The sequence below is a fragment of the Amycolatopsis sp. WAC 04182 genome, from assembly GCF_003947465.1.
In the GTDB taxonomy this organism is placed as follows: Bacteria; Actinomycetota; Actinomycetes; order Mycobacteriales; family Pseudonocardiaceae; genus Amycolatopsis.
Map to the genome: position 1 here is coordinate 235,085 of NZ_QHJJ01000004.1, position 25,565 is coordinate 260,649.

Sequence of the window (25,565 nt, forward strand, 5' to 3'; positions counted from 1 at the left end):
ACTCTACTTCCGCGTTTCGTCCTCTGAACGCGATCGTTGCGCACGCAACAACCGCATTCAGAGGACGAAACGCGGGGTGTCAGCCCTGGGCGATCGAGACCGCCTGGCGGACGAGCGAGTCGTCCGCGGCCGCGCGGAGCAGGTAGTCGGCGACGTCGGCGCGGTTGATGCTGTAGCTACCGCGGACGTTGCCGTCGGTGCGGGCGGCGATCGCGCCGGTGTGCGGCCCGTTCAGCAGGCGCGGCGGGCGCACGATCGTCCAGTCGAGGTCGCTCGCGCGCACGATCCGCTCGGCGGCGACCATGTCCGCGAAGGCGTGCCGGAGGACCCTGCCCAGGATCGGCTTGACGATGTTCCGGGTGAAGAAGGCGTCGCCGTCGACGAACGGGCCGCTGGCGCTCACCAGGAGCAGCCTCCTCGTACCCGCCGATCCGAGCGCGGCGACCGCGGCGTTCGCCCCGTCGGTGACGATGGTCGTCGGGGTGCGGTCGCGGGCGCCGAGGGCGGAGATCACCACGTCGCGCCCGGACACGGCCTCGGTCAGCGCGCCGTGCTCGGACAACTGGGCGACGACCACCTCCAGCAGTTCGCCTTCCGCGTTCAGGCGGGACGGGTCGCGGACGACCGCCGTGACGTGGTGCCCCGCGGCCAGCGCCTGCTTGACGACTTCGGAGCCGACCCCGCCCGTGGCACCGAGAACAGTGAGCTTCATGGTCACGCCTTCCTGGGTTAGTGAACACTCACCCACTATGGTGAGTGTTCACTAACCACTTGTCGAGCGAACGCTGAGAAGCCCTCAGGAGCGAATATGGGAAGCCGCGAGGAGATCGTCGCCGCGGCGGCGAAGGTGATGCGCGAGCAGGGCTACGCGCACGCCACGACGAAGGCCATCGCGCGGGCGGCGGGCTACTCCGAGGCGTTGCTGTACAAGCACTTCAAGGACAAGACCGAAATCTTCACGAGCGTGCTCACCGAGCGGCTGCCCGCGCTCGGGACGACCTTGGACGAGCTGATGAGCTCCGCCGCGGACACGCCGCTCGTGGAGAACCTCGCCCGGCTGGCACGGATCACGCTGTCGTTCTACCTGGAGAGCTTCCCGATCGCGGTGTCGCTGTTCTCGTCGCGGGAGCTGCTCGCGACCCATCGGGACCGCGTCATGAGCCGGGCGGGCGGGCCGGACGTCCCGCTGGTGCGCCTCTCCGCGTACTTGGGCGAAGAGGTCCGGCTCGGCAGGGTTCGCGAGGACGCGGATCTGGACGCGGCGGCGTCACTGCTGCTCGGGGCCTGTTTCCAGTACGCGTTCCTGGCGTCCTTCGAGGACCGTGAGCCGTCCGCGGAGGAGCTGGACCAGTGGGCGAAAAGGCTGGCCGGCACGCTGGTGGTCGCGGTGACCCCGTGAGTGGCACCTTCACGCCTACCCCAAGTACATGAAGGCCCCCTTCCTTGCGCCAGGCGCAAGGAAGGGGGCCTTCATGTACTGGCACGCGATCAAAGGCGCCGGAACATCGTGGGTCGCGGTGGTCGTGAGTGGCAAGCGACCATCCGCGCCCGCGCGACCTACTTGCCCTTTTCGGCCCGCATCTCGTGCCACTTCGCGTACATGTCGTTGAGTTCCTTGATCATGAAGCTCAGGAAGTCCCGCATCTCGGCGACCCGCTCGCCCGCCGGCGTGCCTTCGCCCAGCGCCGAAACGCCCTCGTCGGCCGCGTCGCGCCACATGGTGATCATGCGGTCGCGTTTCATGAAGGTGGCGTACCAGAGGTCGTCGAAGAGCCGGTAGTGGTCGCGGCGCGAGCCGGGCTCGCGTTCCTTGGCGACCAGGCCGATCTGTTCCAGGTACCGCACGGCCCCCGAGATCGCGGCGGGGCTCACCGAAAGCTGGTCGGCCAGCTCGGCCGCGGTGAGGCGGCCGGCGTCGGTGGTCATCAGCGCGGCGAACACCCTGGCCGGCATCCGCTGCATCCCGATCTGGGAGAGCGTGAGGCCCAGGTGCTCCACGTAACGGCGGACGGCGTCCTCGTCTCTCTGGGTGCTCGAAGCACTCTCAGGCGTCGTCGTCATGGACACATCCTCTCCTACGTCCCCCAGAGTGATCACGCCATCCATATGTTTTCTTAACTTCACAACTTCGTGAAATCACTGTACCTTCAGAGTCATGGAAAACGCCATCTCCATCTCCGGCCTCCACAAATCCTTCGGCCGGACCAAGGCTTTGGACGGCCTTGACCTGCAGGTACCCGTTGGGGAGGTGCACGGTTTCCTCGGCCCGAACGGCGCGGGGAAGTCGACCACCGTCCGGGTCCTGCTCGGCCTGCTCCACGCGGACTCGGGCGACGTCCGCCTCCTCGGCGGCGACCCCTGGAAGGACGCGGCGAGCCTGCACCGGCGCCTCGCCTACGTCCCCGGCGACGTGAACCTCTGGCCCAACCTGTCCGGCGGCGAGGTGATCGATCTGCTGGGGCGGCTGCGGGGCGGGCTCGATCAGCGCCGCCGCAAGGATCTGATCGAGCGGTTCGACCTCGACCCCAGGAAGAAGGGGCGCACCTACTCCAAGGGCAACCGGCAGAAGGTCGCGATCGTGGCCGCGCTGGCCTCGCACGTGGACCTGCTGATCCTGGACGAGCCCACCTCGGGCCTCGACCCGCTGATGGAGGCCACCTTCCAGTACGCGATCCAGGAGGAACGCGAGCAGGGCCGCACGGTGCTGCTGTCGAGCCACATCCTCGCCGAGGTCGAGGCGCTCTGCGACAAGGTCAGCATCATCCGCAACGGGCACACCGTCGAGACCGGCACGCTGGCCGAGCTCCGGCACCTCACCAGGACGTCGATCACCGCCGAGCTCGCCGGCCCGCCGAACGGGCTGACCAGGCTGGAGAACATCCACGACCTCAAGGTCGAGGGCAACCGGGTCCGCTTCGACGTCGAAACTCGCTCCCTCGACGAAGCGCTGCGCCAGCTCACCCAGGTCGGCGTCCGCAGCCTGACCAGCCAGCCGCCGACGCTCGAAGAGCTCTTCCTCCGTCACTACACCACCGAAGCGAGCGCGAAATGACCGCGACGCTGGACCGCCCGGCGACCGATTCCGGGCCGTCGCACGGACTCGTCGGCACCTGGACGCTGACCAGGCTGGCGCTGCGGCGGGACCGGATCGTCCTGCCGATCTGGATCGTGCTGCTCGGGATCATGCCTTCGACGTCCTCGGGGACGTTCGAAACGCTGTACCCGACGGCCGCCGAACGGGCCGGGCTCACCGCGAGCATGGGCGCGAACCCGTCGCTTTCGCTGATCTACGGCCCGGCCTTCGACCTCTCGACCGCGGGCGGGTTCACCGCGTGGCGGCTCGGCGGGTTCCTCGCCCTGATCGTCGGGCTGATGGCGGTCTTCACCGTCACCCGGCACACCCGCGCCGAGGAGGACTCCGGCCGCGCGGAACTGCTGGCCTCCGCGGTGGTCGGCCGCTACGCCCTGCTGACCGCGGGTGTGCTGGTGTCCGCCGGCGCGAGTGTCCTCATAGGACTCGTCGAGACCGGGCTGATGATCGGCGCGAAGCTGCCCGTCGAGGGCTCGCTCGCGCTCGGCGCCGCCACCACGATGACCGGGCTGGTCTTCACGGCGATCGCGGCCGTGGCCGTCCAGGTCGCCGAGTATTCGAGGACGGCCAACGGGATCGGCGCCACCGCCGTCGGGGTCGCGTTCCTGCTGCGCGCCGTCGGCGACTCGACCTCGGACGCGACCTGGGTCTCCTGGCTTTCCCCGATCGGGTGGGCGCAGCAGATCCGGCCGTTCGCCGACGAGCGCTGGTGGGTGTTCCTGCTGCCGCTGGCCGCGACCGTGGTCGTCGGCGCCGCCGGGTACGCGCTGCTTCCGCGGCGTGACGTCGGCACCGGCATCATCCCGCCGCGTCCCGGGCCCGCCGAGGCCGCGGCGTCGCTGCGCAGCCCGTTCGCGCTGGCGTGGCGGCTGCACCGGGGCCCGTTGATCGGCTGGCTGATCGGCACGGCGGTCTGCGCCGCGGTGTTCGGCTCGGTGGCGAGCGGTATCGGGGACGTCGTCGGGGAAAGCCAGCAGGCGAAGGAGATCTTCCAGCGCCTCGGCGGCACGGACGGGCTCATCGACGCCTTCATGGCCGCGATGGCCGGCCTGTTCGCCATGGTCATCGCGCTTTACGGCGTGCAGTCCGCCTTGCGGCTCCGCGCCGAGGAGACCGCGGTGCGGGTGGAGCCGCTGCTCGCGACGAGCGTGGGCAGGATGCGGCTGCTGGGGAGCCATCTCGTGTTCACGTTCGGCGGCACGGCGCTGATGATGGTCGTCAGCGGTGTTCTTTTAGGACTGTCGAACGGGATGCGGGCAGGAAGCGTCTCCGACTCGGTCGGGGACATGGTGCTCGCGTCGCTGGCGCAGCTTCCGGCGGTGTGGGTGATCACCGGCCTCGCCGTGACGCTTTTCGGCTTGGCGCCGAAGCTCTCGACGGCGGCGTGGGCGATCGCCGGGCTGGCGTTGCTGCTCAGCCTGTTCGGCCCGGTGCTGAACCTGCCGCAGGCGGTCGTGGACGCCTCACCGTTCTCGCACGTTCCGAAACTGCCCGCCGCGGAGTTCACCGCGACACCGCTGGTCTGGCTGACCGGGGTGGCCGTGGTCGCGCTCGTGGCCGGGCTCATGGGCTGGCGGCGTCGCGACGTCGGCTAGCCACAGGGGATGACCGTGGAGGCCGTTCATCGGGGGCGGCCTTCACGGTCCTTGCCGTACTTCGCCACCGGGCGTCACGACCAGCTTCGCGACCGGCACGCCACCTCCGCACGCCTTGTTCACCGGATAGGCGATCGCCGGGGTCACGTCGAGGACGTGGGGCTTTCCATCGTCGAAGGTCACCGTGGTCCGGACCGGCGTGGTCGGCAGGCCCCGGGTCGGGATGAAGACGTGCACACCTCCGGGCGCGGACTCGGTCACGCAGGCACCGGCCCAGCACAACTCCAGCGACACCCGGGTGACACCGGCGGCCACTTCCGGCGGGATATCGAGGGATATGCCCTCCGACAGGCCGATGGCCGCACAGGCCGTCTCGCCGGGATGGCACGCGGTCAAGGACGCGAGCAGGAGCACGAAAACGGGGAGCCGCCGCATACCGGACAGACGGCGCGAGGGGCCGCCCAGGTTGCCTCAATCGCTGCGGAACCCCGTGGTCGTCGACGGCGGCAGCGCCGTCGAGGTGGGGGAAGGCGTCACCGTCCGAGTCACCGTGCGCGGTGCCGGCGTGCTGGTGCGGGTGATGACGAGCGGTTCCGGGGAGCTGCCCGGCACGGTCACCGTGACCGGCCCGACCGAACGCGAGGTCGTGGTCGGCGACGGGGTGGTGCCGACTTCGTACACGCGGCGCTCCGGCGCACGGCCCGCTACCAGGAGGGCGGCGACGAGCAGCCCGGTCGCGAGACCCGCGATGGCCGCGACCGTGACGGAACCGGTGGTGGGACCCTGACTCGACATCCGGCACCCCCTCGCCATGCGAAGCGCAGGTACGAGGACTTCTCGCGTTGATCTTACGTTTTGTTACGTAGCGTGCGCAATCCGTCGACAATGATCCGCACGAGATGACGCTCTTCGAGTGAATACCGTTCCGCGGCCAGGCATCCGGCGATCAGGGCGCGCAGATCGTCGCCGTCGATGTCCTCGCGGACCGCGCCCGCGGCCTGTGCCCGGGTCAGCAGTGCCTGCGACGCCGCCCGGAAGTCGTGGCCCGCGCTCGCCTTGAACCCCAGCCCGGTCGTCTCGGCGAGCGCGTCGCAGAGTGCCCGGTTGCGCGACGCCTGCTGGACGACGCGTTTGAAGAAGTCGAAGAACGCTTCGCCGGGGTCTTCGGCGGTCAGGAGTTCGCGTGCTTCCCGCGCGAACTGTTCGAGCCGGTCCACGACGACGGCTTGGAAGAGCGCTTCCTTGCTGGGGAAATGCCGGTAGACGGTGCCCGCGCCGACACCGGCGATGCGGGCGATCTCGTCGAGGGGGACGGCGAGGCCGTCGACGGCGAAGGCCTCTTCGGCGGCCGCGAGCACCTTCGCTCGGTTGCGGCGCGCGTCGGCGCGCAGCACGGGCTTGTCCACTGTTCCCCCTCCTCAACCGGGTCCGGCGTTCCGATTCAACGCCGCCGGTGACGAGGGCATTCCTCAGTGGACCGCGGTCTGCGTCCCATCCGGCGTGAGCAGGCCCTGGACCGTGGTGAACAGGTACTCCCAGACGCCGGGGATCAGCACCACCGCGGCGACCGCGAAGACCGGGAAGATCAGCCGGTTCTCCACGTTCTTGCCGGTGCGGAACCGCAGCGGTTTCGGCGGCCGGATCTCGTACCAGGTCTCGCCCGCGATCGGGATCGGGAACAGGAACGGGCAGCCGGACTCGGTCAGCGCGTCGCCGAGGCAGTGCACGAAACACCCGGCCGCGACGGCGATGCCGAGCCAGCCGGAGATCTCCGCCAGTTGCGCCGCCTTGTCCGGCGGGGCGGTCCACACCCACCAGCCGACCGCGGCGCCGCTGACCGGCAGGAGCCAGTCGCCGAGCGCACCCTCCGCGAGCAGCAGGCCGAGGACGACGACGCCGAACACCGCCCACGGGCCACCTTCGGCGGTGCCCCAGGAGGTCAGGAAGCCGAGACCGACGGCGAACAGCACGGTGTGCGAGAGATGGCGGTGCTTACCGGTGACCTTCTCGTCGCGGGGTCCCTTGGTCAGCGCGTAGAGAGCCGCCGAAACCCGGCGGAGCAGCCAGGAGATCGCGCCGGTGAACCAGCCGAGCAGCTTCGACGCGCGAGCGCCCGGATGGTCGAGGTCGGGCAGGAGGGCGAACCCGGCCGTGGTCGCGGCGAACACGACCGCTTGGTGCACCGTGCCGGCCCCTACGACGGGTGCGAGCGCGAGGCCCGCGCACCAGCCGGTCAGGGCATGCGTCCGCCCCATCATCGTGCTGCCCCCAGGTGTCGCGGATCACGAGCCCACGACCGTAGCGGGGGATCAGGCGGGGGGCTCTTCCGACACGCTGAGGTGCTCGGCGACGCCGGTGAGCTCGATCACTCGGCTCACCTGCGGGCTGGGCACCAGTTCGAGCTCGACCTCCTTCTCGGCGGCCTGACGCTGTGCCTGGAGCACCACGTTCAGCGCGGAGGAGTCGAAGAACGTCACGCCGGTCAGGTCGGCGACCACCCGACCCGACGGTTTGCCGGTGATCAGGGCCCCGAGGGTCTCCTGAAGCTGCGGGCTCGTCAGCAGGTCGAGCTCACCGGTGACCACCACACGCGGTTCAGACGCGTCGGCGTCCAGCGTGATGCTGAAACCGGGCGGCGTGGTGTTCTGGTCCGCTGCGGGCATGCACATTCTCCTCATCAGGTGAGAACCGACGCTCAGCGCCGGAACGCGCCTGTGGTCTCAAGCGACGGCCGCGCCCAGTCCGGACACGGACGCACGCTCTTCTTCGGCGGGTAGGCGTGGCTGTCCCCGCAACGACAGTCCCAACCCTAACCCAGTACGGACGGGGCGCCACGATCGCCGTCGCGCGCGTCGCCGACCGGTGCCCGGGACGCGCTCAATGCGCGGTCAAGGCCTTGCGCCCGGCGCGGCGCTCGCGGAGGAACAACTCGCGGCGCTCGATCTCGCCCAGCCCGCCCCAGATGCCGTAGGGCTCCTGCACCGAAAGCGCGTGCTTGCGGCACTGCGCCAGCACGGGGCAGGTCTGGCAGATGGCCTTGGCCCGCGATTCGCGCCGCTCGCGGGCCGAACCGCGCTCGTTGTCCGTGTGGAAGAACAAGCTGCTGTCGGCGCCTCGGCACGACCCACGGAGCTGCCAGTCCCACTCTTCCGCCACCACGTTCGGCAGCCGGCTCACGTCAGCCATGTCGGTCCCCGCCTTCCCAGGAGATCGTTTGTCGCCGGTTACATGCCCGCCCCCTGCACGGCTCAAACGTGGGTTTGGTTTGCTCACACCCAGGGCATCTGACGGATCGGCAGCGCAGCTCGAGAGAGGAACACACGTGGTGGACAACACCCCGCCCGGCGGGGAGGGCGCTCAACTCATCGAGGTACGCACGGCCGCGGTACCGCACGTGGTACCGACCCTCCGGACGATCGTCGCGGACATCGCGATGCGCCAGGACTTCGACCTGGACGCCGTCGAGGATCTCCGGATGGCGGTGGACGAGGCCTGCTCCATGCTGCTCCCCTCGGCCGCCGACGGGCATCTGAACTGCGTTTTCTCGTGGAAGGACGGGCGGATCGAGGTGACCGTCTCGGTGCTTTCGGACTCTCCGGAACCCGACGACGAGACCGGTCTGTCCTGGCAACTGCTCACCGCGCTGGCGACGTCCGCGCGGCGGAGCGTCACCCCGGCCGACGGCGGCTACCTGTCCAGGGTGGAACTCATCCGGGAGAGCGAGGCGGCCCGGCCGTGACCGAACCCGTCGAGCAAGACGGCGCGGACGTCCCGGCCCTGTTCGAGCGCATGTGCGCGCTGCCCCCAAGCGCTCCCGAACGCGAAGCGCTGCGGGACGAGCTGGTGCGCGCGCATCTCGAACTCGCGCGCAACCTGGCGCGCAAGTTCCGCAACCGGGACGAGTCGATGGAGGACCTGGTCCAGATCGCGACGATCGGGCTGATCCACGCCGTCGACCGGTTCGACCCCGGCCAGGGCAGCGACTTCCTGGCCTTCGCGGTCCCCACCATCTCCGGCGAGCTGCGCCACCACTTCCGCGACAACAGCTGGTCGGTGCGGGTGCCGCGGCGGCTCAAGGAGCTGAACGCGAACATCTCGGCCGTGCGCGAGGAGCTGACGGTCCGGCTCTCCCGCGCGCCGAAGCCCAGCGAGATCGCCGCCCATCTCGGCGTCCCGATCGACGAGGTCTACGAGGGTCTCCGGGCCGGCCAGGGCCGGTACGGCGCCTCGCTGGACAACCTCCTGGAGAACTCGGCGCACACCCGATTCGGAGAGGCCGACGCGAATCTGAGCCAGGCGGAGCTGCGCGAGGCGCTGCGGCCGATGCTGGAACGGCTGCCCGACCGTGAGCGCAAGATCGTCGCGCTGCGGTTCGGGTCCGGGATGAGCCAGTCGGACATCGCGCGCCGTGTCGGCGTTTCCCAGATGCAGGTGTCCAGGCTGCTGGCTTCCACACTCAAGAAACTGCGTGAAGGACTGACCGAGACGGAACTCACGGACGGGACCTGATTCGACCGCGGCCCTTGTGGGTATCAGGGAGGCGAACAGCGGATCTGGGAGTCTCTCGTGAGGGGAGGTGCGGAACCATGACGATGTCCAAGACGCGATCGGAGGGCTCGTTGCCGGTGGTCTCCCTCCCCCTGCCGGTCGCTGTGACGGCACCCGCCGTCGCGCGGCAGGCGGTGCGGGCGACCCTGGCGGGGTTCGGCCTCGACGGCCCGGCGGTCGACGACGTCCTCCTGGCGACCTCCGAGCTGGTCACGAACGCCTTCGAGCACGGCGAGAAGCCGGACAGGCTCGAAGTCGAATACTCCGACGGCCGGCTCACCCTGCGGGTCTTCGATTCCGGAACGGAGCGGCCGAAGCTGAAGGAGCCGTCGCCGATGGCGGCGCGCAGCCGCGGTCTCCAGCTGGTGCACGCGTTGTCCGACGACTGGGGCCACGAGCTCTGCTCCGGCGGCAAGTACGTCTGGGCCGTGTTCAGTCTCGACCGGGCCGACGCTCCAGCTTGAGCGCGGCGTCCGTTTCGGCGATGCGTTCCCGGAGCGATTTCCGCTCCAAGGCTTCGACGGCGGCGACCAGTACCTCCCTGAGCGGGTACGGCAGTTCGGCTTCCAGCTGCGCGGCGGCGGCGCTGGTTGCCGCCCATTCGGCTTCGAGCGTCGGCATCAGGCGCCGCGTCTTCTCGGTCAGCGAAACGATCCGCTGCCGGGCGTCGGCCCCGGGCCGGAGCGAGACGAGGTCCTGACGCGCCATCTGCGCGATCGTCTGGCTGGCCGCGGAATGGGTCACGCCGACTTCGGCGGCCAGGTCGCGGATGGCCAGCGGCCCGTGCGTGACGATCGCGCGGACGAACGGCGTGAACCGCGGGCGGTACTCCCCCAGCCCGATGTCCTCGAAGAACGCGGCGACGTCCGCCTCGGTCACTTCGAGGACGTGCCTGAGCAAAGTGCCCATCCCTCGTTCGCGCGGCGGCCTCCCCACCAGCGGATCATAACGACATAATCGCCGGATGACGCCCGAAGAGCTGCTGACGACCACCCGGACCGTCCGCAAACGACTGGACCTGACCCGGCCGGTACCTCTCGAACTGGTCAAACACGCCCTGCAGGTGGCGTTGCAGGCGCCGAGCGGGTCGAACACGCAGCGCTGGCACTGGCTCGTGATCACCGACCCCGGGCAGCGTGCCGAACTCGGGAAGCTGTACCAGCGGGCGTGCCGCGAGTACCTGGATTCCCCGCACGCGGCCGGGAAACTGTTCGCGGACGACCCCCAGCGGTCGAAGGTGCAGAAGCGCGTCGGCTCCAGTGTCGAGTACCTGGCCGACAAGATGGGCGAGGTGCCCGTGCACGTCATCCCGTGCCTGGAGACGAGCGGCGCCGAACTGCCCGCCGGCAACCAGGCCGGGCTGTGGGGGAACCTGCTGCCCGCGGTGTGGAGCTACATGCTCGCGGCGCGGGCCGTCACGCTCGGCACGGCGTGGACGACGCTGCACCTCGCGTACGAGAAGGAGGCCGCGGAGATCCTCGGCCTGCCGGACAACGTGCACCAGGCCGCGCTCATCCCGACGGCGTTCTACACCGGCGACACCTTCAAGCCCGCCCCGCGTCAGCCGCTCGAAGAGGTCATGCGGCTGGACCGCTGGTGAGATAGGACTCCAGCCGGTCCGCCAGTTCCTTGGGGTGACTCAAGGGCACGGAGTGGGAGCCGTCGATCTCGTCGGGCGCGAAACCGAGCCTGTCCTGGACGACCCTGCGTTGGAACTCGGGCGTGAAGAAGCGATCTTCGCGCCCGATGAGCACCTTCGTCGGGACGTCCGGCCACTCGCCCAGCGGCCACGGCTGTCCCCATTCGGCGCTGACCTGGTTCCGGCCGTGCGAGCCCGCCTCCGCGACGATGCCCGCGGGGACGCCGTTGTAGAACTTCTCTTCGTCGGTGAGGTCCTTCGCGTCCTCGAAACCCGTGTTGCCCCACCAGTCCCCCGGTGTCTCGCCCGGTTTCGGGATCATCGGGGTCAGCAGCACGAGCAGCCGCGCCGGAAGCTTCCCGGCGACGATCGGCGCGGTGAAGCCGCCATAGGAATGGCCGAGTATCACCAGATCCTCGCGGTCGCCGATCGCGTTCACGACGGCGTCGACGTGTTCCGGGAAACCGGCCTTCTCGTCGTCGATCGGCAGGTTCACCGCGACGACGGCGTGCCCACGGCCGGTCAGCTCCGCCTCGAGGAGGTGGAAGTCCCAGGCGCTGCCGCCACCGCCGTGGATCAGTACGAAGGTCGCCATCGCCCCAGCCAACCCGAATCCGGGCGGATCAGCAACGACCGAGCATGTCGCCGAGCGCGCTCTTCTCGGCGGTGGTGATCGTGAGGCCGTAGTAGTGCTTCACGGTGATCCAGTCGGTGGCGTAGGTGCACCAGAACGAGACGAGCGGCGGCTTCCACTGGTCCGGCGCCTTGTCGCTCTTCTCCTGGTTGACGTTGTCGGTGACGGCGAACAGCTGCGGGCGGGTCAGGTCGTTCGCGAACTGGCGCCGCTTCTCGTCGGTCCACGACTTCGCGCCGCTGACCCAGCTCTGCGCGAGCGGGACCATGTGGTCGATGTCGATGTCGGTCGGCTTCGTCCAGGTCTCGCCGTCGTAGATGCTCGTCCAGCTGCCGGAGGTCGGGGCGCAGTCGGAACCGGCCTTCACGTCCTTGCCGTCACGCTTGAGCACGAACTCGCGGGTGTTGCAGTTGTTCCCCTGGTTGTCCCAGTGCGGGTACTTCTTGCGGTCGTAGCCGTCCATCGAACCGCGCGGCGCGACGGTGAGTTCGTCCAGCTGCTTGCGCGCGTCGGCAGCGCTCGCGGGGTTGGCGGGCTTCGGCTGCAACGCGTCGCCCTTGCCGCTCACGAACCAGAAGACCGCGAGCACGACGGCGGCGAGGGTGATCAGCAGGAGCAGCCGCTGGGCCGTGGTCATCTGGCTGGTACGCGTGGCCACCGCGCGGTTCCTCTCGACGGGGATTGGGGAGCGCCAAGTATCGCCGCGGCGGGCGGGGAAACCGGGTGCGACACGGCGATGACACCCGGTAGTTGTTGTCACATCCGGGTCCTGAGCAGCGACTACCCCAGGGACGCTGCCGGAAGGAGCGGGCTTGTGGGCGCCGAAAAACGTAAGTGGAACACCCGGGTCGACGACTATCTGAACCGGAAGGCCGCGGAACGCGGGCACGTGATCGCCATGGCACGGATGGGATCCACCGCGTTGGAGCGCGGCGATCTCGACGAGGCGGAGGCGTGGTTCCGGAAGGCCGCCGAGGGCGGGGACAGGGTCGCGATGGGCAACCTGGCGCACCTCCTGACCGAGCGCGGCGTGCCGGAACAGGCCGAACGCTGGTACCGCGAAGCCGCGACGGCCGGTGATTCGCAGGCCATGTCGCATCTGGGAAATCTCTGCGCGCGACGAGGGGATTCCGACGCCGCCGAGGACTGGTGGCGGCGGGCAGCCGAAGAGGGCCGCGTCGAGGCGATGGCGGAACTGGCGCGGGCGTTGCACCGGCGCGGCGATCTCCAGGAGGCCGAGCACTGGGCGGGCGAGGCCGCGGAGGCGGGCAACGTCGAAGGGATGATCACGCTCGGCGCCGTGCTCTGCGACACCGGCCGGACGGCCGAAGCGGATCCTTGGTGGCGCAAGGCGAGCGAAGAGGCCGACGCGGCGTCGCTGATCAAACTCGGCCGCCAGGCCCAGCAACGCGGCGACCTCACACGCGCCGAAAGCTGCTACCACGCGGCCGCGGCCGCCGGCGCCCCCGACGCGGCCGTCCGTCTCGGCCTGGTGCTGCACCGGCGCGGCGAACTCGACGCCGCCGAACGCTGGTACCTCAAGGCCGCCAAACGGGGCGACGCCGCCGCGATGACGAACCTGGGGGTGCTCGCCAACGACCGGAACGATCCCGGCGAGGCCACCGCCTGGTACCGGAAGGCCGCGGAACTCGGCAGTGTCCCCGCGTACACCAACCTCGGCAGGCTCGCCGCCGACCACGGGAACTTCCAGGAGGCCGAACACTGGTTCCGCGCGGCCGCCGACACCGGCGACCAGGCGGGGCGGCGGGATCTGGAAGAGCTGTACCGCAACCGTCAGCGGTACTAGCTCTGCCAGTTCCGCATCGCCGCGAACCCCTCGCGCAACCGCTGGAGTTTGCGGCTGCGGTACGGGTCCTCGCCGTCGTCGAGCCGCCACCGCTCCTCGACGCCGGCACGGAACACCGCGAGCCCCTCGAAACCGAGGCCCGCGGTGAAGTCCGCGATGTTCACGTCGACGCGGCCGGAGCCGTCGAGGTCCAGCCGCAGCAGCCACTCCGCGAGTTCCTTGGGCTCCGGCGGCGAATCGGCGCAGGCTTCCGCGTACAACGCGAGCGCGCCCGACACCTCGGAGCCGAGCGCGCCGAAGGAGTCCTCGACGAAGTCCAGCGCCTCCACCACCAGCTCGATGACACGGCACAACAACGGCCCGTCCATGAGTTCCCTGGCGGTGGCGAGCACCTCGCGCACCTTCTCGGTGTACGCGACCGTGCCCTGGAAGCCGACGAAACCGCGCAACCGCAACGTTCCCTCGACGTGCCGCCGCAACGCGTCGAGGTCGCCGCGGCCGGCCTTGAGCGAGAGTTTGCGGAACAGGACCGGGTCCTCGTTCGCGTGCCCGACGAGCAGCTCGACCAGCTCGGCGCGGTCCAGGGTCTCGACGTACCCGCGGATGTCGGCCGCGCCGCCGTCCGCCACGCCCTCGAGGACCAGCAGCCCGACGGCCACGCAATGCTTGCAGAAGAAGCCGTCCGCCGCGTGCGGGCAGGAGCACTCGCCGACCAGCTCGCCGTCGACGTTGCGCAACCGGACCGTGTACCGGTCGGTGCCGCTGACCACCGCCGTGACCCCGCCCGCGACGTCGTCCAGCGTCTCGACCGACTCCAGGTACTTGGCTCCGCGCGCGAAGGAGACGTCACCGGCCTGCCTGCGGAGTTCGTCCTCGCTGAACCACGTCACCGGCCTATTCTGCGCCTTGGCCCGGCGGCCCGAGGAACAACCCGCCGCTCGCCTCGATGACCTGCCCGGTCACCCACCGGGCGTCGTCGGAAGCGAGGAAGGCGACGACGTCCGCTATGTCCTCCGCGGTGCCGAGCCTCCGGTGCGCGGTGAGACTTGCTATCGCGGTTGTCAACTCGGGCGTGAAGATCGCCCCGTTGTCCGCGGTCCTGGTGGCGCCCGGCGCGACGACGTTGACCGTGATGCCGCGGGGTCCGAGCTGGTGGGCGAGCGTGCGGCTCATCGTCTCGAGCGCGCCCTTGGTCATCGCGAAGGACGTCTGGGCGGGGTTGGCCATCCTGGTCGCGACCGACGAGACGTTGACGATGCGGCCGCCGTCGTTCAGCGGTGCCCGTTGGATGAGGAAGTACGGCGCTTTCACGTTCACCGCCATCAGGCGATCGAAGCTTTCGGGCGTGTCCGTCTCGATCGGTCCTTGCGGCGCGGCTGCCGCGTTGTTGACCAGGATGTCCAGGCTGTCGATGCCCTCCAGGGCTTTGTCGACTCCCTCCATGGTCGACAAGTCGGCCTGCTCGCTTGAGCGTTTGATCGTTCGTATGCCGTCCTGCTCGAGCCTCCGCGCGATCGCCGCCCCGATCCCCCGCGACGCCCCGGTCACCAATGCCGTCTTCATGCACACCCCAGATGTTAGTGACTAACACTTTGATAGTGTCTACCACGTGAGCCTCCGAGACCGCCAGCGCGCCGAAACCCGGCTTCTTTTGCAGGAGCACGCGATCCGCCTCTTCACCGACGTCGGCTACGACGCGACCACCGTCGCCGACGTCGCCGCGGCCGCCGGCGTCTCGGCGATGACGGTCTACCGGCACTTCCCCACGAAGGAGGACCTGGTCCTCTACGACGAATACGACCCCGTGACGGCTTCTGCCGTGCTTGGGCAGCCAGCTTCTTTGCCTCTGTCCGCGCGGATCGGGCGTGCGCTGGAGTCGACCGCCGCTTTGGGGTCGTCGCAGGAGAAGGCGTTTCTGCTGGCGCGGCTACGGCTGATGATCTCGGTGCCGGCGCTGCGGGCGCGGCATCTGGACAGCCAGTACGCGACGGCCGATGCGATCGTGGCCGCTCTCTGTCGTTCTTCGCCCTCGCCGGACGAGGAGTTTCAGGTGCGGGCTACGGCGATGGCGTGCCTTGGGGCGGCGCATGTGGCGCTGCTTCGGTGGGCGGAGACTGGCGGGGAGGCGGATCTGGCGGGGTTGATCCGACAGGCCCTGACCAGCGTGTTCGGAGACTAACTAGTTAGCCACTTGGTGAAAACCCGCGTCAATTCGGCCTTGAGGTGTTCGGGCGCGCAGTACGTGAGCGGACCTGCCATCGTGTGCCCTACCCCCACCTTCGGGACAGCCTCGATCGGTGCTACGACAAACGCCTCACCCTCGTCTATGAGCGACGTCCTGGCCTCGACCAAGTAGGCGAGAGCCTGGTCGTAGCCGCTCCGCAAGTACACACCTTTGTCGGTGTACTTGCATTCAATGACCACCCCGCGCTTGTTTGCAGGGTCCATCAGGAACAAGTCCGCACCCCGAACATAGCCACGGCGCACCAACCCGCGGGTCGCCTCGACGTAAGGTTCGGTGTTCTTGGTGAAGTCCCAGATTTCCGACGCTTCGAACCACAAATCCCACGGCGCTGCACCAGGAACTTCTACTCGAAACGCGGGACCGCGCGAGCGTCCAGCCAGCGGACGACGGCTAACCGGCCGACATTTCTGTTCTCTCAGTACACCGAGCATCGTTCCTAATACGCAAAGGTGAAAAAGCCGCCACCTGATCTCGTCGTCTGGAGTCAGCAGCTCGACAGCAAGCCGAGCCAGATCACTGGTTTCCTCCTGGCGGAGCAGATCGGACAGATCTCCGACAACCCGCCACAACGGTCCGGCACGCCGGATTCCTTCGACCATCAGCCGATCCGGTGGCTCAGCTTCCACAGCTTGCAGCTCCGACGTCGCCACCAGCTCGTCCAAAGTGGACAGCTGTACCTGAACCTTCTTTCCGATCGTAGGACGCATCTCCTTGGCATGCAGGTGTACTGCAATGAGACGCTCGACCGTCCAGCGCAAGGTGCTCAGTAGTTCGTCGTCCACCCCACGTCGACGGGCGCGCCCGAAAAATTCGGTCGGCGGCCACCCCTGCCGTCGAGTAGCCGGCCAGTCGATAGCTCCCCGCGGAGACCGGCTGCGCACCGTCTCGGCTTGGCTGACAACGGGTAAGACCTTCAACCAGTCCTGGACGTTCGTAGGTAGCTGCTCAATCAGAGGTCGGCATTGTTCGAAGAGGATGAGGTGTGCTCGACGCTCGACATCCTTCTCCGTCCACTCGAATTCGTCCTCGCTGAGGACCGCGGCCAAGCCCGCATACAGCTCACCCTTACCGGACCAGCTACGGAAAAGTTCCACAAGACCGTCCTCAGGAAAGGACAGCTTCTTCGTCATCGAAGAGCCTTCAGATGGTCAAGCAGCCAATCCCACTGATCACCCAGCACCGCAGTTGAGCCCAGCTCAGTTCCTAGCCTGCTCAGCCTGCTTCCGTCGTAGCCGGACAGCCAGGATCCCATGCACGCCAGATAGCCCTCGGCAACCAACTGCGTGAGGCCAGACTCAGCATCTGCCAGCAGCCCCGAAGCCACATAGTCGGAAACATCAAGGAGCGCCGCAGGCCCCATCGGGTCCAGAACGTCGACTTGAGCAGCATAGATACGTTCCAGAATGTCGCGAAGACGCTCTGCTTGCGGCTCTGGCACTTGCGCGTCGGCCCCAGCGATCCTGTTCCTGAGGGCCTCGGAGAACTCATCACCTACCGGGGCTGACACCGGAACATGACTGAAGCGTCGACCGAGTGCCTGACCGAACCGGAACACGCGCTGCGCATCGACAGCGTTGTAGGTACCAATGAGTCGCCAGTCAGTCCCAGCCACGTAGTAGATCGGCTCGTTCGATGAGCCTTCTCCTCGAAGGCGTTCTTCTCCAACAACAACGCTTTCCGGCTTCGTACCCCAGGTAAGGATGATCGGGCTCGACCTCGGATCTGGACTGACTCGACCAACCATGACCTCCTTGCCAGAGAGCCACGTCAACAACCCGCCGAAGATTCGGTCCAGATCAGCACGATTTGCCTCATCGAGGACAAGCCACTGATCTTCTGCAATGGCTTCAAGCACGTGCCCCGGACTGAATCGCAAGTGCCCGTCGTCGTCAACGGTGTCGCCGCCAACCAGATCTCGGGTAGTCCATGACTCATCCGGAGTAACGATGAGTGGGTTGTGTACTAGCCCCATCCCGAAGGACTCTGGGTCCCTACCGATTTCTTCAATGAGCTCGCCAACCAGCTGAGTTTTCCCTGTTCCGGGCGGGCCAACCAACATTACTGACTTACTGGACCGCACCGACAACCGAAGCATGCGTCGGATTCGTTCGTCGATGACCAGCGGATGTGCAGGCGTCCTCACCTTCCGATCCGTGACCACGACACGCTCCAGCAACTTCCCGAAGAACTTGGCTACCTCTTCAGCGGACGTGATCTCGGCGTCGATCTGCATGCCGACCCACTTGACATCCCAGCCAGCCCCATCTTGGCCGAGAAGAAGCGCGGCAGGCGTCTCATTCGAGCGCAGGTATTCGCGCAGCGCGCCTACAGCACGGTCGGTGTCAGTTGAAGGGACGACCACCACCACGAGCTCAGCGTTCTCGACCCGTGTTGAACGGTCCAGCTGACCAGCCAGCTCGGCCGCCCTGCCGATTTGAATTGCAGCAACGCGAGTCGCTCGGATGCCAGCAACGCTTCCTAGGTAGTACTCAAGGCGCGAGAACTTCGTCCCACTGGGTGAGTCCAGATCGACCTCGCCCAGGCCGTCTCGGAGCAACCTCTCGGGCGTCCATTCCTCCGCTTCAGTCATGAACCGAAGGTACCGGCGAGCACGCGACGAGCCGTCACGCCACGCGCGGTAAGCAGCCCCAGGGCATGCCTTCCCGATAGCGGGCACGCTTCGTGCCGGGAGTTGCACGTACGCAACCTTCGCGCCACTACACTCAGTCGTCTGCGTCACACGGAGGGGTGGTTGTGGACGAGAACGGCCTGCACGAGCAGCTTCGTCAGCTTCAGACCAAGAAGGTCGGAGCCCAGCCCGCGCTGCACAAGCCCTTGTTGCTGCTCTGGCTCTTCGGTCGATATCTCGATGAGCGCTCCTCTGTCACGACGTTCGCAGCCGCGGAGGCTCCTCTTGATCACTTGATCGATCGGTTCAGCCTGCGGAAGGTGCCTGCATCACAGCCCTTCTGGGAGCTGGAACGGACGTTATGGACTCCGCTGACAGGAGATGGGTCACCCATCGCCGAAACGCCTCGGTCAGCGAAGTGGCTACGGGACAACGGAGCACGAGGCAGCCTCCGCGATGAAGTAGTGAACGTCCTCGACGAACCTCGTGGCGTCTTCTCAGCGGCCGACGTGCTCTACGAGCACTTCGCTCCTAGCGTCGTTGACGAACTCCGGAGCGCAGTCCGACTCGTCCCGCCAGTCTTCCTCCGTCCCGCCGTACTGAAACGCGAGACACCAACAACGACCTCGAAGCTATCTCCGACCCCGCGGTCAAAAAGCAAGGAAGTTCCCATCGCGTTTGAACGGTCGGTCCGTAAAGCAGTCTTCAAGTGGCTCGAAGACCTGGCAGCGCAGAACGGTGGCCCGATCCCGTTTGCGCAGCTGACCAACTTCACCTTCGAAGACACACGTATCGCGGTCCTCAACCCTCAGTCCGGCATTCACAAGCCAGCGAAACTCGGTAGCGCCTTGTCGATAAAGACGGTGTACAGGCGCCCGACCGAAGAACGCCCGTACGAAGACGAGTTGGACGGAAGTGGCCGAATTCTTCGCTACAAGTATCGAGGTGAAGACCCGCTCCACTCTGACAACGTCGCCCTGCGGAACGCGATGGAGCGCAAGCTTCCGCTGTTCTGGCTCAAGGGGGTCGACCCTAACGCAAACTACGAAGCACACTTCCCTCTGTGGCTGACGGCAGAGCGACCGGAGGAGCACCTCTTCGAAGTGTCGTTCGACGGGCCGCCGCAGGACTAGTCGTCCATACCCTGATCGCTACACCGCAAATGCGTTGCGTTGGAGCAGCTGGTAGGTCATAGTTGACCCACCAGCCAGACACAGGAGCAGCCATGATGAACAGGCACGAGCGAAAGGCGCAGCGCCGGCATTCAGCCGTCGCGCCCATCGCCGTATGTCCGTCGCGCTGCTCCTGGCGACGTTCACACCGGGCTGACCAGCGGGTTCTGGTCGACGAGGGCTCCCCATCATGACGCCATAGCGCACATGATGTTAGGGAGCCGCCCATCAGGAAACTGATCCGGGCGGCTTCTCTTTTGATATGCCAAAAGCAATTATCTATCGGCGAGCTTGGGAAGCGGAACGGCCTCCAAAACCGTATCCAGGGGGTTCGACTCCTCCCGCCGGTGCTCGACGCTGCCCATTTCAGCGCGAACCTTGAGAATTGAATACTTTTCCCAAAGCTCGTCCCCGTCGCCGAAAGAGGCAGCCAGGACGAGCGCCGGTGGAGGCGTGCACTCGTCTCCACCTCACCCCTGTAGCTCAGGTGGACAGAGCGCCGCACTACGAATGCGGAGGTCCCAGGTTCGAGTCCTGGCAGGGGTACTGGTCGGCGTATCGGAGGGGGATACGCCGGTCGACGGATGCGAGGGGCACTGGCCACCCCGCCTGATTTGGGATCAGGAGTCACCGCGTTCGAGTCGCGGGCGTCCGACCAAGCAGCGCAGCACGGAGGATTGGCCGAGCCAGGTAAGGCAACCGTCCCGAAAACGGTGGTCGGCGCGAGAGCGTCGCGCGGGTTCGAATCCTGCATCCTCCGCAAGCCCTCGTGGTCCAACGGATACGACGCCGGCGTCCGAAGCCGGGAACGCAGGTTCGACTCCTGCCGAGGGCACGAACTCCGACCCACTTCACGACGGTCGTGCGGCGGCTTGCAAAGCCGTTGGACTCCGGGTTCGACTCCCGGGTGGGTCTCTTGTTCCCCTACCGAGCGAATCGGATGGCACACGCGGCACCAGAGTTCCACCGCCGCAAGTCCGTGCGCTATCTTCGGACACACGTTCGAACGGGAGGTTCCGTGTCCCTGGATGAGCTTACGAGCAGCGAGGCTGTGGTCGAGGCGTTGCGACAGTGCGACGTAGTCGACCTTGGGGCTTCTGTGCCCGGCTTCGGCCCCACTCGGGACTACGTCCTCGAGTTCGGCGGCAAATACTACCACCCCAAGCAAATCGCCAGCGTTGCCTACGGCGTCCAGCATCCTGACCGCGGCGCACTGCCTGCCACCGAGTTCAACAAGACGGCCGCCGAAGTCGCAGAGCTCTTGGAGCGGCTGGACTTCACGATCACCACGACCGTCGAGTTACGGCCGCCCAAGGTGGGAGACGAGTACCCAGACCGAACCGCCATCTACCATGCCTATGGCGGCATCAAGTATGCGGGGATTATCAAGTTTCCCCGCGAGACTGTCGTCAACGCCTTCTCCGACGAGAAAGGGCCCTACTCAGACGAGCCGCCAAACCTGGTGACGCCGTTCGAGTATCGCGGTGAAGGACAGACTGGCAAGCAACGACTGGACGCACCGGGCAACAAGATGCTCGAGGAAGCCCGCAGGAAGCGTCATGCAGTGCGGTACTGGTATCGCCCGTTGGGTGGTGTCTTCAGGTTCGTCACGTGGGTGGCTGTCCTCAACCGAGCGCAAGTGTGGTCTCCAGACAACAAGAAGGAGTTACGCCTCGAGTACGCGTTTCAGATGATGGCGGTGCCGAGCCCGGATGTGGACACCTGGTCGTCTGACGTGCAGTCACTGATCGATGATCAGGAGATCACAGACACTTCTCCACCCAAGCCGCCTGCGCAGAACGCCAGCAAGCAGGCCCGCCAGAAGACCTATCAACAGTATCTTCAGGACATCGGCGATCCGCAGAATCCCGACGATGAAGAGCCGGGACCAACTAGGCGAGGTCGCAACCACTACCGCCGCAGCGTTAAGTCTCGCCAAGCAGTACGCGTTCGCGCCAACGATGAATGCGAAAACGACCGGTGCACTGGTATGCCAGGAGACACCAAGCCCGACGGCTCTGCGATCCTCGAAGTTGACCACATTGACGATCGGGCGCGCGGTGGCTCCGATCACCCCACAGCCATGATTGCCCTCTGTCCCAACTGTCACGCCGCGAAGACGTACGGGCGCGACCGAGCGGCCTTCAAGAAGCACCTGCGCGCCAGGCTTGCTGCTCTGCACCGCTAGTCCACAACGGACAGACAAAAAGGCCCTCCCGCGAACGGGAGGGCCTTAGTGCTGTCTCAACCAGACGTGCGCCCGAAGGGATTCGAACCCCTGACCTTCTGATCCGTAGTCAGATGCTCTATCCAGCTGAGCTACGGGCGCTTGTTCAGTTATCAATCTAGCACCTGCCGGAACAGGTACCAGCGGAGGCTCCGGGATTTGAACCCGGGAGGGGGGGTTACCCCCAACCGCATTAGCAGTGCGGCGCCATAGACCAGACTAGGCGAAGCCTCCCAGGCCCAACGACCACTGCTCAAATAGGTTACACACCCCGCGGACCCCCTTGGAAGGCACCCCCCTTAGACGCGTTGCAGGGCTCTGAGCAGGCGATATGGGCGCCCGCCGAGTCCTTCGGCTTCGAAGACGGCGACGCCGACTCGGGGGAGGTCGCGGGCCGCGGGGTAGGCGAGGTAGCGCGGGACCCAGCGCGGCTGGAACTTCGCGTTGAAGCGGTAGAGGGTCTCGATCTGGATCCAGCGTGAGAAGAATCGCAATGTCCGGGCGGACAGGCGGGCGACGGGGCCGGCGCCGATGCGTTGGCCTTGCTCCAACACCGCGCGGAAGGCGGCGAAGTTCAGGGAGACGTGCTGGGCGGGGGTCGTCAGGAGGAGTTCGGAGATCATCAGTTCGTTGACGCCGTTGTCGGCGGTCCGGTCGCGGCGCATGACGTCCAGCGAGAGGCCCTTCTCGCCCCACGGGACGAACTGGAGGATTCCGCGCACGCGTCCGTCGTGTTCGGTGGTCACCAGGATCGAGCCGGGGTCGCCCATGCGGCCGAGCGCCATCGAGAAGCCACGTTCCGTGTCGGTGCCGCGCCAGGTGGCGGCGAGGGTGCGAAGTTCGTCCAGCTCGGCGAGAGGCAAGTCTTCGGCTTTTCGGATGCGCGCGGTGTAGCCGGCGCGCTTCGTGCGCGAGACGGCTTGGCGGACTCCGCGCATGACGCGGCCTTCGAGGGTGAAGGTCTCGGTGTCGACGACGGCCTCGTCGCCGATTTCCAGCACCTCGAGTCCGAAGCGGGCCCAGACGGTCGCGCCCAGTTCGGAGCAGCCCATGGCCGCCGGGGTCCAGGCATACCGTCGGCAGACGTCCAGGTACTCCTCGATCGCACCGGGCCACGCTTCCGGGTCACCGAGGGGGTCCGCCGAGCACAGCGCGACCCCGGCGATCACCCGATAGGTCACCGCGGCCTTCCCCGACTTCGAGAACACCACGAACTTGTCCCGGCGCAGGGCGAAGTACCCCAGCGAGTCCCGCTCCTCCAGCAGCCCGCGGAGCCGCTCGACCTCGTCGTCGGTCAGCTCCGGCGCGGGTTCGGCCGAGCGGAGCAGGAAGTAGGCCGCCAGCAGCACGGCGCCGATCCCGAACAGCAGGCCGACGGCGGCCGACAGGTCTTCCAGCCACAGCGCGGGGAACACCACCGGACCGCTCACACCGATCAGGGCCAGCGTCGACTGCGCCAGGCGGTCGCCGACACCCGCGTCGACAGGCGCGACCGACAGCAGCGCGAAGTTGATCGCGACGCCGGCGACCGTCAGTTGCAGGAAGACCCGGACCGCGCGCCACCGGCCGGTGACCGGATCGGGGAGCGCGATGAAGTGGCGCCGCGTCGCGGTCAGGGCGATCAGCAGCGCGAGCGACACGAGACCGGCGCCGAGGGCGTGCCGCAGCCCGAGGTGCGACACGGTCAGCAGCGCGGCGGTGGCGACCGCCAGCTGCCAGGCCCGGCGCTTGCGCCGCTTGAGGCCGGTGGCGAGCAGCATCAGCAGCACACCGGTCACCAGCGCGACCGTCGCCGCGCCGACCGTGGCCTCGTGCGGCAGTTCCAGCCATTCGGCGACGTGTCCGCGCAGGGTGCGCCGCCCGGCCGGGACCAGCACCGAGACCAGGGCCAGCAGTCCGGCCAGCCGTGTCACCCAGGTGATCACCGCCACCGAGGTGGCACCCGCCACCCGCCAAGCGCCCGCCAACTTCCGTCCCTACGTTCAGCTCCTCGCCAGCTCCACGAACGGTACAAGGGCGTCGGGGTTCAGCAGGGCATCCCGGCTGACGGCGCGGTCAGGTGAAACCCCCGAAAGGATCTTCTTGACCGGAACCTCGCATTTCTTGCCGTTGAGCGTCCGGGGCACCTCACTCACCCGGACGAACCGGTCGGGCACATGCCGCGGCGAGAGGGCCCCGCGCAGTTCCTTGCGCAGAGCGGGCTCGACCTCTTCGAGTGACGCGCCCTCGGCCAGCACGAGGAAACACAGCAGCTGCCCGTCCTCGTTCCCCGCCGCCGACGTGTCGATCACCAGCGAGTCCGCGACCTGGTCGAACGACTCCACGACGCGGTAGAACTCGGCCGTTCCCATCCGGACGCCGCCACGGTTGAGCGTCGAGTCGCTGCGCCCGTAGATGACGGCGGAGCCGCGTCCGGTGATCCGGATCCAGTCGCCGTGCCGCCAGATCCCGGGGTACATCTCGAAGTACGCCTCGCGCAGCCGTGAGCCGTCCGGGTCGTTCCAGAAGAACACCGGCATCGACGGCATCGGCTCGGTGATCACCAGTTCGCCGACCGTCTCCACCACGGGCTTCCCGGCCTCGTCGAACGCGGCGACGGCGGCGCCGAGCGCGCGGACCGAGAGCTCGCCCAGCCAGACCGGGACGTCCGGGGCGGACGCGACGAACGCCGCGCAGAGATCCGTGCCGCCGGACACCGAGCAGATCTGGACGCGTTTGCCGACCTCGTCGACGATCCACCGGAAGCCCTCGACGCTCAGCGGCGCGCCGGTGGATCCCAAGGCGCGCAACGCGGTGAGGTCGTACCGTTCGGCCGGTTTGATGCCGGCCTTCAGGCAGCTCTGGATGTACGGCGCCGACGTGCCGAAGTAGGTGACGCGGTGCTGCTCGGCCAAGTGCCACAACACGTTCAGGTCCGGATGCCCCGGGCTGCCGTCGAAGAGCACGATCGTGGTGCCGGTCAGCAGGCCGGAGATGAGGAAGTTCCACATCATCCAGCCGGTGGTGGTGAACCAGAAGAACCGATCGCCGGGACCGAGATCGCTTTGCAGGGCAAGGGCTTTGAGGTGTTCGAGGGTGATGCCGCCGTGTCCGTGGACGATGCCCTTCGGCAGGCCGGTGGTCCCCGAGGAGTACAGGACCCACAGCGGGTGGCCGAATTCGACGGGCTCGAAGGTCAGTTCCGCGCCCGCGTTGTCGGCGAGCAGCGTGTCCCAGTCGAGCGTGCCGTCGAGGCGGCCGCCGGCGTAGTCGACGAGCACGGTCGCTTCGAGCGTGGAGATCTCGTCGCGCAGGGCGTTCACCGTCGACCGGCTGTCGAACCACCGTCCATTGTAGACGTAGCCGTTGACGGCGATCAGGACCTTCGGCTCGATCTGTGCGAAGCGGTCGGTGATCGCGCGGACGCCGAAGTCCGGCGAGCACGACGACCAGATCGCGCCGAGGCTCGCGGTGGCGAGGAAGGCGATCAGCGTCTGCGGGCAGTTCGGCGCCAGCGCGACGACCCTGTCCCCTTTGGACACTCCCAGCTTGCGGAGCCCTTCCCTCGCGGAGGCGACGGCGGACCGCAGAGCGCCGTATGTCAGCTGCGACGAAAGCCCGTCTTCGCGGTGGAAGATCACGGCGACCTCGTCGTCGGCCTTCGCGGCGCTCGCGACACCGGGCATGAGCGAATGCTCGGCGTAGTTGAGCGTGCCGCCTTCGAACCAGCGCGCGTGCGGCATCTCGCCGGTGAGCACCGCACCGGGTTCGTCGTGCCAGCGCACGCCGAGGAAGTCGGCGACGCCGGACCAGAACTCCGGCCCGCGCTGGACGGAGAACTCCCACAACGCGGTGTAGTCGTCGACCTCCACGCCGCGTTCGGTGCGCAGCCACTGGCGGAACGCGTCGATCTTGGTGTCGGGCAGGCGGCTCGGCTCAGGGCGCCAGAGCACTTCTGGGGCGTCGGCGGTGTGCGTCACCCCGCGATGTTAACCCTCG

The 25,565-nt window shown here is 67.5% G+C and carries 28 protein-coding genes and 7 tRNA genes; 17 read left to right on the top strand and 18 right to left on the bottom strand.

Annotation, left to right across the window (positions count from 1 at the left end; genetic code table 11):
- Window positions 1-79 precede the first annotated feature (79 nt).
- Window positions 80-712: an NAD(P)-dependent oxidoreductase gene (locus DMH01_RS21315; protein ID WP_125679037.1), complete on the bottom strand. Its 633-nt coding sequence runs from the start codon at window positions 710-712 to the stop codon at window positions 80-82.
- Window positions 713-808: 96 nt separating this feature from the next.
- Here DMH01_RS21315 and DMH01_RS21320 point away from each other — a divergent pair, with 96 nt between their 5' ends.
- Entirely contained in the window at window positions 809-1,399 is a 591-nt protein-coding gene (locus DMH01_RS21320) for a TetR/AcrR family transcriptional regulator (RefSeq protein ID WP_125679038.1), read from the top strand.
- Window positions 1,400-1,557: 158 nt separating this feature from the next.
- On the opposite strand, the gene DMH01_RS21325 is transcribed toward DMH01_RS21320, so the two are convergent.
- Window positions 1,558-2,061 (bottom strand): GbsR/MarR family transcriptional regulator, encoded by a 504-nt coding sequence (locus tag DMH01_RS21325; protein WP_034319891.1) that lies wholly within the window; start codon window positions 2,059-2,061, stop codon window positions 1,558-1,560.
- A 94-nt stretch (window positions 2,062-2,155) separates the two neighbouring features.
- On the opposite strand from DMH01_RS21325, the gene DMH01_RS21330 reads away from it, so the two are divergent.
- Both DMH01_RS21330 and DMH01_RS21335 read left to right on the top strand, forming a co-directional pair.
- Window positions 2,156-3,052 (top strand): ABC transporter ATP-binding protein, encoded by an 897-nt coding sequence (locus tag DMH01_RS21330; RefSeq protein WP_125679039.1) that lies wholly within the window; start codon window positions 2,156-2,158, stop codon window positions 3,050-3,052.
- The gene (locus tag DMH01_RS21335) at window positions 3,049-4,686 is read left to right on the top strand and encodes an ABC transporter permease (RefSeq protein WP_125679040.1); all 1,638 of its coding nucleotides are present in this window, start codon (window positions 3,049-3,051) and stop codon (window positions 4,684-4,686) included. The genes DMH01_RS21330 and DMH01_RS21335 overlap by 4 nt, the downstream gene beginning before the upstream one ends.
- A gap of 42 nt (window positions 4,687-4,728) precedes the next feature.
- Here DMH01_RS21335 and DMH01_RS21340 read toward each other — a convergent pair whose 3' ends face one another.
- Window positions 4,729-5,121 (bottom strand): hypothetical protein, encoded by a 393-nt coding sequence (locus DMH01_RS21340; protein WP_125679041.1) that lies wholly within the window; start codon window positions 5,119-5,121, stop codon window positions 4,729-4,731.
- Between the two features lie 31 nt (window positions 5,122-5,152).
- Here DMH01_RS21340 and DMH01_RS42770 point away from each other — a divergent pair, with 31 nt between their 5' ends.
- Window positions 5,153-5,473 (top strand): hypothetical protein, encoded by a 321-nt coding sequence (locus tag DMH01_RS42770; RefSeq protein WP_158633248.1) that lies wholly within the window; start codon window positions 5,153-5,155, stop codon window positions 5,471-5,473.
- A 61-nt stretch (window positions 5,474-5,534) separates the two neighbouring features.
- Here DMH01_RS42770 and DMH01_RS21350 read toward each other — a convergent pair whose 3' ends face one another.
- The 4 genes from DMH01_RS21350 to DMH01_RS21365 form a co-directional block, all read right to left on the bottom strand.
- Window positions 5,535-6,092: a TetR/AcrR family transcriptional regulator gene (locus tag DMH01_RS21350; protein WP_125679043.1), complete on the bottom strand. Its 558-nt coding sequence runs from the start codon at window positions 6,090-6,092 to the stop codon at window positions 5,535-5,537.
- Window positions 6,093-6,155: 63 nt separating this feature from the next.
- Window positions 6,156-6,941, bottom strand: coding sequence for a metal-dependent hydrolase (locus tag DMH01_RS21355; protein WP_125679801.1), 786 nt, complete (start codon window positions 6,939-6,941; stop codon window positions 6,156-6,158).
- A gap of 54 nt (window positions 6,942-6,995) precedes the next feature.
- Complete coding sequence (locus DMH01_RS21360) at window positions 6,996-7,349, bottom strand: STAS domain-containing protein (RefSeq protein ID WP_125679044.1); 354 nt, start codon at window positions 7,347-7,349, stop codon at window positions 6,996-6,998.
- 214 nt (window positions 7,350-7,563) lie between these two features.
- The gene (locus DMH01_RS21365) at window positions 7,564-7,872 is read right to left on the bottom strand and encodes a WhiB family transcriptional regulator (protein WP_125679045.1); all 309 of its coding nucleotides are present in this window, start codon (window positions 7,870-7,872) and stop codon (window positions 7,564-7,566) included.
- A gap of 136 nt (window positions 7,873-8,008) precedes the next feature.
- On the opposite strand from DMH01_RS21365, the gene DMH01_RS21370 reads away from it, so the two are divergent.
- The 3 genes from DMH01_RS21370 (at window position 8,009) to DMH01_RS21380 (ending at window position 9,698) form a co-directional block, all read left to right on the top strand.
- The gene (locus DMH01_RS21370) at window positions 8,009-8,425 is read left to right on the top strand and encodes an anti-sigma factor (protein WP_125679046.1); all 417 of its coding nucleotides are present in this window, start codon (window positions 8,009-8,011) and stop codon (window positions 8,423-8,425) included.
- The gene (locus DMH01_RS21375; protein ID WP_199745580.1) at window positions 8,422-9,195 is read left to right on the top strand and encodes a SigB/SigF/SigG family RNA polymerase sigma factor; all 774 of its coding nucleotides are present in this window, start codon (window positions 8,422-8,424) and stop codon (window positions 9,193-9,195) included. The genes DMH01_RS21370 and DMH01_RS21375 overlap by 4 nt, the downstream gene beginning before the upstream one ends.
- Window positions 9,196-9,272: 77 nt before the next feature.
- Entirely contained in the window at window positions 9,273-9,698 is a 426-nt protein-coding gene (locus DMH01_RS21380) for an ATP-binding protein (RefSeq protein ID WP_125679047.1), read from the top strand.
- Here the strand turns inward: DMH01_RS21380 and DMH01_RS21385 are convergent.
- Window positions 9,667-10,143: a MarR family transcriptional regulator gene (locus tag DMH01_RS21385; RefSeq protein WP_125679803.1), complete on the bottom strand. Its 477-nt coding sequence runs from the start codon at window positions 10,141-10,143 to the stop codon at window positions 9,667-9,669. The genes DMH01_RS21380 and DMH01_RS21385 overlap by 32 nt on opposite strands.
- Before the next feature lie 55 nt (window positions 10,144-10,198).
- On the opposite strand from DMH01_RS21385, the gene DMH01_RS21390 reads away from it, so the two are divergent.
- A complete protein-coding gene (locus DMH01_RS21390; RefSeq protein WP_125679048.1) occupies window positions 10,199-10,834 on the top strand; it encodes a nitroreductase family protein in 636 nt (211 codons plus the stop codon).
- Here the strand turns inward: DMH01_RS21390 and DMH01_RS21395 are convergent.
- Window positions 10,812-11,468, bottom strand: coding sequence for an alpha/beta fold hydrolase (locus tag DMH01_RS21395; RefSeq protein WP_125679049.1), 657 nt, complete (start codon window positions 11,466-11,468; stop codon window positions 10,812-10,814). The two genes, DMH01_RS21390 and DMH01_RS21395, sit on opposite strands and share 23 nt — an antisense overlap.
- Window positions 11,469-11,496: 28 nt before the next feature.
- Window positions 11,497-12,165 (bottom strand): HNH endonuclease family protein, encoded by a 669-nt coding sequence (locus DMH01_RS21400; protein ID WP_125679050.1) that lies wholly within the window; start codon window positions 12,163-12,165, stop codon window positions 11,497-11,499.
- Between the two features lie 156 nt (window positions 12,166-12,321).
- Here DMH01_RS21400 and DMH01_RS21405 point away from each other — a divergent pair, with 156 nt between their 5' ends.
- Window positions 12,322-13,314, top strand: a complete 993-nt coding sequence (locus tag DMH01_RS21405; protein ID WP_125679051.1) for a tetratricopeptide repeat protein — start codon at window positions 12,322-12,324, stop codon at window positions 13,312-13,314.
- Here DMH01_RS21405 and DMH01_RS21410 read toward each other — a convergent pair.
- Together DMH01_RS21410 and DMH01_RS21415 are read right to left on the bottom strand one after the other, a co-directional pair.
- Window positions 13,311-14,204, bottom strand: coding sequence for an SWIM zinc finger domain-containing protein (locus tag DMH01_RS21410; RefSeq protein WP_125679052.1), 894 nt, complete (start codon window positions 14,202-14,204; stop codon window positions 13,311-13,313). The genes DMH01_RS21405 and DMH01_RS21410 overlap by 4 nt on opposite strands.
- A gap of 4 nt (window positions 14,205-14,208) precedes the next feature.
- Window positions 14,209-14,877, bottom strand: a complete 669-nt coding sequence (locus DMH01_RS21415) for an SDR family oxidoreductase (protein WP_125679053.1) — start codon at window positions 14,875-14,877, stop codon at window positions 14,209-14,211.
- Window positions 14,878-14,923: 46 nt separating this feature from the next.
- Here DMH01_RS21415 and DMH01_RS21420 point away from each other — a divergent pair, with 46 nt between their 5' ends.
- Window positions 14,924-15,493, top strand: a complete 570-nt coding sequence (locus DMH01_RS21420; RefSeq protein ID WP_125679054.1) for a TetR/AcrR family transcriptional regulator — start codon at window positions 14,924-14,926, stop codon at window positions 15,491-15,493.
- On the opposite strand, the gene DMH01_RS21425 is transcribed toward DMH01_RS21420, so the two are convergent.
- Together DMH01_RS21425 and DMH01_RS21430 are read right to left on the bottom strand one after the other, a co-directional pair.
- Window positions 15,490-16,689, bottom strand: a complete 1,200-nt coding sequence (locus DMH01_RS21425) for a hypothetical protein (protein WP_125679055.1) — start codon at window positions 16,687-16,689, stop codon at window positions 15,490-15,492. The two genes, DMH01_RS21420 and DMH01_RS21425, sit on opposite strands and share 4 nt — an antisense overlap.
- On the bottom strand, window positions 16,686-18,149 hold the full coding sequence (locus DMH01_RS21430; protein WP_125679056.1) for an AAA family ATPase: 1,464 nt from the start codon (window positions 18,147-18,149) through the stop codon (window positions 16,686-16,688). Before DMH01_RS21430 ends, DMH01_RS21425 begins: the two co-directional genes overlap by 4 nt.
- A 164-nt stretch (window positions 18,150-18,313) precedes the next feature.
- On the opposite strand from DMH01_RS21430, the gene DMH01_RS21435 reads away from it, so the two are divergent.
- The 7 genes from DMH01_RS21435 to DMH01_RS21455 all read left to right on the top strand — a co-directional run bounded on the left by DMH01_RS21435 (window position 18,314) and on the right by DMH01_RS21455 (window position 21,548).
- Window positions 18,314-19,321, top strand: a complete 1,008-nt coding sequence (locus DMH01_RS21435; RefSeq protein WP_125679057.1) for a hypothetical protein — start codon at window positions 18,314-18,316, stop codon at window positions 19,319-19,321.
- 511 nt (window positions 19,322-19,832) lie between these two features.
- Window positions 19,833-19,906: transfer RNA gene (locus DMH01_RS21440), tRNA-Arg, on the top strand.
- A gap of 35 nt (window positions 19,907-19,941) precedes the next feature.
- Window positions 19,942-20,018 (top strand) — tRNA-Pro (locus DMH01_RS42775).
- A 13-nt stretch (window positions 20,019-20,031) separates the two neighbouring features.
- Window positions 20,032-20,120 (top strand) — tRNA-Ser (locus tag DMH01_RS21445).
- Between the two features lie 3 nt (window positions 20,121-20,123).
- A tRNA-Arg gene (locus DMH01_RS21450) sits at window positions 20,124-20,195 on the top strand.
- Window positions 20,196-20,203: 8 nt separating this feature from the next.
- Window positions 20,204-20,275 (top strand) — tRNA-Cys (locus DMH01_RS42780).
- A gap of 103 nt (window positions 20,276-20,378) precedes the next feature.
- Window positions 20,379-21,548, top strand: a complete 1,170-nt coding sequence (locus DMH01_RS21455; RefSeq protein WP_158633249.1) for an HNH endonuclease signature motif containing protein — start codon at window positions 20,379-20,381, stop codon at window positions 21,546-21,548.
- 67 nt (window positions 21,549-21,615) lie between these two features.
- On the opposite strand, the gene DMH01_RS21460 is transcribed toward DMH01_RS21455, so the two are convergent.
- The 4 genes from DMH01_RS21460 to DMH01_RS21475 all read right to left on the bottom strand — a co-directional run bounded on the left by DMH01_RS21460 (window position 21,616) and on the right by DMH01_RS21475 (window position 25,546).
- A tRNA-Arg gene (locus tag DMH01_RS21460) sits at window positions 21,616-21,689 on the bottom strand.
- A gap of 42 nt (window positions 21,690-21,731) precedes the next feature.
- Window positions 21,732-21,821: transfer RNA gene (locus tag DMH01_RS21465), tRNA-Ser, on the bottom strand.
- A gap of 65 nt (window positions 21,822-21,886) precedes the next feature.
- Window positions 21,887-23,536 (bottom strand): phosphatidylglycerol lysyltransferase domain-containing protein, encoded by a 1,650-nt coding sequence (locus DMH01_RS21470; RefSeq protein WP_125679804.1) that lies wholly within the window; start codon window positions 23,534-23,536, stop codon window positions 21,887-21,889.
- Window positions 23,537-23,569: 33 nt separating this feature from the next.
- Complete coding sequence (locus tag DMH01_RS21475; RefSeq protein WP_125679059.1) at window positions 23,570-25,546, bottom strand: acetoacetate--CoA ligase; 1,977 nt, start codon at window positions 25,544-25,546, stop codon at window positions 23,570-23,572.
- Between the last annotated feature and the right edge of the window lie 19 nt (window positions 25,547-25,565).